The sequence below is a fragment of the Mucilaginibacter sp. genome (assembly GCF_039935595.1).
Lineage (GTDB): Bacteria > Bacteroidota > Bacteroidia > Sphingobacteriales > Sphingobacteriaceae > Mucilaginibacter.
The window spans coordinates 1-3074 of the sequence record NZ_JBDTJZ010000135.1 but is presented as its reverse complement, the minus strand read 5'-3'; the positions used below and the strand labels follow the sequence as shown (position 1 = coordinate 3074).

The 3074-nt window shown below is 37.3% G+C and carries 3 protein-coding genes and 1 pseudogene; 2 read left to right on the top strand and 2 right to left on the bottom strand.

The genetic code is table 11. From position 1 onward, the window contains the following. Both ABI367_RS09195 and ppnP read left to right on the top strand, forming a co-directional pair. Positions 1–284: pseudogene (locus ABI367_RS09195) on the top strand (class I SAM-dependent methyltransferase); the annotation flags it as partial. Between the two features lie 63 nt (positions 285–347). Then, positions 348–629 (top strand): pyrimidine/purine nucleoside phosphorylase, encoded by a 282-nt coding sequence (gene ppnP / locus ABI367_RS09190; protein ID WP_462227809.1) that lies wholly within the window; start codon positions 348–350, stop codon positions 627–629. Positions 630–698: 69 nt separating this feature from the next. Here the strand turns inward: ppnP and ABI367_RS09185 are convergent, their stop codons facing one another. Together ABI367_RS09185 and ABI367_RS09180 are read right to left on the bottom strand one after the other, a co-directional pair. Then, entirely contained in the window at positions 699–2060 is a 1362-nt protein-coding gene (locus tag ABI367_RS09185) for an MFS transporter (RefSeq protein ID WP_462227808.1), read from the bottom strand. Positions 2061–2158: 98 nt separating this feature from the next. Continuing rightward, a complete protein-coding gene (locus tag ABI367_RS09180) occupies positions 2159–2818 on the bottom strand; it encodes a beta/alpha barrel domain-containing protein (protein ID WP_462227807.1) in 660 nt (219 codons plus the stop codon). Between the last annotated feature and the right edge of the window lie 256 nt (positions 2819–3074).

Sequence of the window (3074 nt, the reverse complement as noted above, 5' to 3'; positions counted from 1 at the left end):
CCAAATTTTATAACACTTTGAAACCGGGCGGCAGCATATGGATATCAGATCTGATAGCGCATGATACGCGGCAACTTAACGATCTGTTTCATCAAAAATATAGCGATTATCTTGACACTTTGGGCGGTGCTGAATATCGTGAGAAAGTATTAGCCTATGTGGCTCACGAAGATACACCGCAATCGGTTAATTACCAGTTAGCCCTATTAACCAAAGTTGGCTTTAAGCAGGTAGAAGTTTTACATAAAAACTCCTTGTTCGCTGCATTTGGCGGTATAAAATAATATCCAATAATGGCTTTTACGTTTCGGCAAAAATGAGCATCTTAGGCCGCAAATAAAAAAACAATGATCAACGTAAACGAATATTTTGAAGGCGCTGTAAAATCACTAGCCTATACTTCAGAAGATGGAAAATCAACCATAGGCGTAATTGAAAAGGGTGAATATCAGTTTGGCACTGATACTCATGAAACAATGACTGTTATTGAAGGCGAATTAATAGCCTTATTACCCGACGCTAAAGACTGGGCCGTTTATAAAAACGGTCAATCGTTTGAGGTGGAAGCTAATTCATCATTTAAAGTAAAAACCAACGCACAAAGTTCATATCTGTGCAAATACAGATAGATTATTTTTAAAGCGAACAAAAAAAGGGGCGGTTAAATAACCATCTCTTTTTTTGTTTTATCCTTACTATTATACCACTACAGGCTTTTTATTGGCTGTAAGGGATTTAATAATAAACCAGGCTACAAGGTAAGCCAACGCGCAATAACCAAATAATATGCTATAAGCTATTTGAGGTGCGGCTTTATATTTATCAGTTAAAAACCCTACCAATAATTGTATAAGCACCCCACCTAAACCACCGCCTAAGCCACCAATACCTATTACAGAAGCCACCGCCTTTTTAGGGAATGCATCTGATACTGTTGTAAACAAATTGGCCGACCACGCCTGATGTGCGGAAGCGCCAATACAAATAATTGTAATAGCTAATATAGAAGCATAGCTGCCAAAATAATTTTTATCCCCAAAAAACTGTATACTTAGTAAAGCAACCGGCAACAACGCTATTAAAAACATGGCACGCATACGTGCATTGTATACAGGTAAACCACTTTTATTTATGAAGAACAATGGCAGACTGCCACCAAAAACACTACCTATTATAGCTATACCATATACTGTAAAAGTTGGCCATTTCAATTGTTCGGTCCTCATTCCAAATTGTTTGTGCAAATAATCGGGTAGCCAGAAAAGTAAAAAATACCATACGCCATCAGTTAAAAATTTACCTATAAAAAACGCCCAGGTTTGCGGAAATCTGAATAGCTTGCTCCACTTTACCTTTGGTTCTTCAATAACTACATCTTCTGATGGTGCTGTATGCACAACAACCGCATCATCGCTGTGTATATAATCAAACTCTTCCTTACTTAATTTTTTATGCCTTGCAGGAGTATCATACAATAAAAACCAAAATAGCAGCCATATAAAACCAAATGAGCCGGTTAAGATATAAGCCATTTTTGCCCCCTGTATCAAACCAAAATACGAAAGACACCAAGGCACAAATAATGCGGCAATCATAGCCCCTAAATTAGTGCCACTATTAAAAAAACCTGTGGCTAAAGCGCGTTCCTTTTTAGGAAACCATTCAGCAACCGTTTTTATGGATGCCGGGAAGTTACCGGCCTCGCCAATACCAAACAAACTACGTATTACGGCATTCATGGCTACTGAACTTCCGGCAAAAGCATTTAATATTCCGAATACTGACCAGATAATTAATGAAAATGCCAGCCCTAATTTTGTACCAATTTTATCAATAAATAAGCCCACAAAAACTGTAATACCGGCATAAAAACCGGTAAAACATGAAGTAACAATAGCATAATCGGTATTTGACCAACCGTATCCGCCCTTATCAATCGGAGTTGAAAAAAACTCTTTAAGGTAGCTGATTACCTGCCGGTCTATATAATTAATGGTGGTTGAAAACAGAAGCAGCGCAGCAATTACCCACCTATATTTCCCCATTGGGTTTTTTTCCATGATTGGTTTATGTTGGTTTTGGTTTATTATAATAATAGCTACCCGTAATCGATTACAACAACCAACGCAAGGTAGCCATTAAACCAATAGGTAGCAAACTACCTGCTGGCATTTACTATTGCAATAGCCTCTTTAGTGGCGGCGGTAAGTTCCGTATACTTTTTACCTTCCATTATATCTTTGCTTATTAGCTTACTGCCCATACCAACGGCACAAACACCCGCTTTAAACCAGCCGCCAATATTTTCTTTAGTCAATTCAACACCACCTGTTGGCATAAACAAAAGGTTAGGAAACAACTCTTTTATACCCGACAAAAATGAAGGCCCTAATAAGTTACCCGGAAATAACTTAATTACTTTTGCACCTAATTGCTCGGCTTTTATAATTTCGCTGGGTGTCATACAGCCGGGCATCCAAAGCAGGTTGTGTTTATTGGCAACGGGTATTACATCCTCAACAAGCCCTGGGCTTATAATATAATCGGCACCTGCATTTACAAATGCTTCGGCGCTTGCCGCATCTTTAATAGTACCAACGCCCAGGTACATACCACCTAATTCCTTATCACATACTTCTCGCAGCTTGGCAAAATTCTTTAATGCAGCCTCACCCCTGTTGGTATATTCAACTGTGCGTATACCTGCAGCATACAAGGCATGCAAAATATGTATACTTACTTCGGTATCCTTATTAAAATATAAAGGTAATATGCCCTGCTCGGGTATCAATTTTAAAATAGCGGCTTTCTTATCCATTTTTGTAATTTATAATGTGAAAATAATTCGGCCAAATCTAAAAAGAAACATTTAATAAGCGGCTTAAAATCATTGTAAAAAATACATTGTAATCGATTACAAAATTTAAACAAAATAATCATAATTGGTTTGGTTTATGTAATTTTGGCCACCACGGTTAAATGAAGAACATTTAAAACCTATTTCATTAAAAAAATTATATATCGATGTCTAAAAAAGTCGTAACACTTGGAGAGATAATGTTGAGATTATCAAC

Excerpts from the sequence above, each read along its gene's own strand:
- ABI367_RS09180 (WP_462227807.1), bottom strand. The coding sequence starts at position 2,818 with ATGGATAAGAAAGCCGCTATTTTAAAATTGATACCCGAGCAGGGCATA.
- ppnP (WP_462227809.1), top strand. The coding sequence starts at position 348 with ATGATCAACGTAAACGAATATTTTGAAGGCGCTGTAAAATCACTAGCC.
- ABI367_RS09185 (WP_462227808.1), bottom strand. The coding sequence starts at position 2,060 with ATGGAAAAAAACCCAATGGGGAAATATAGGTGGGTAATTGCTGCGCTG.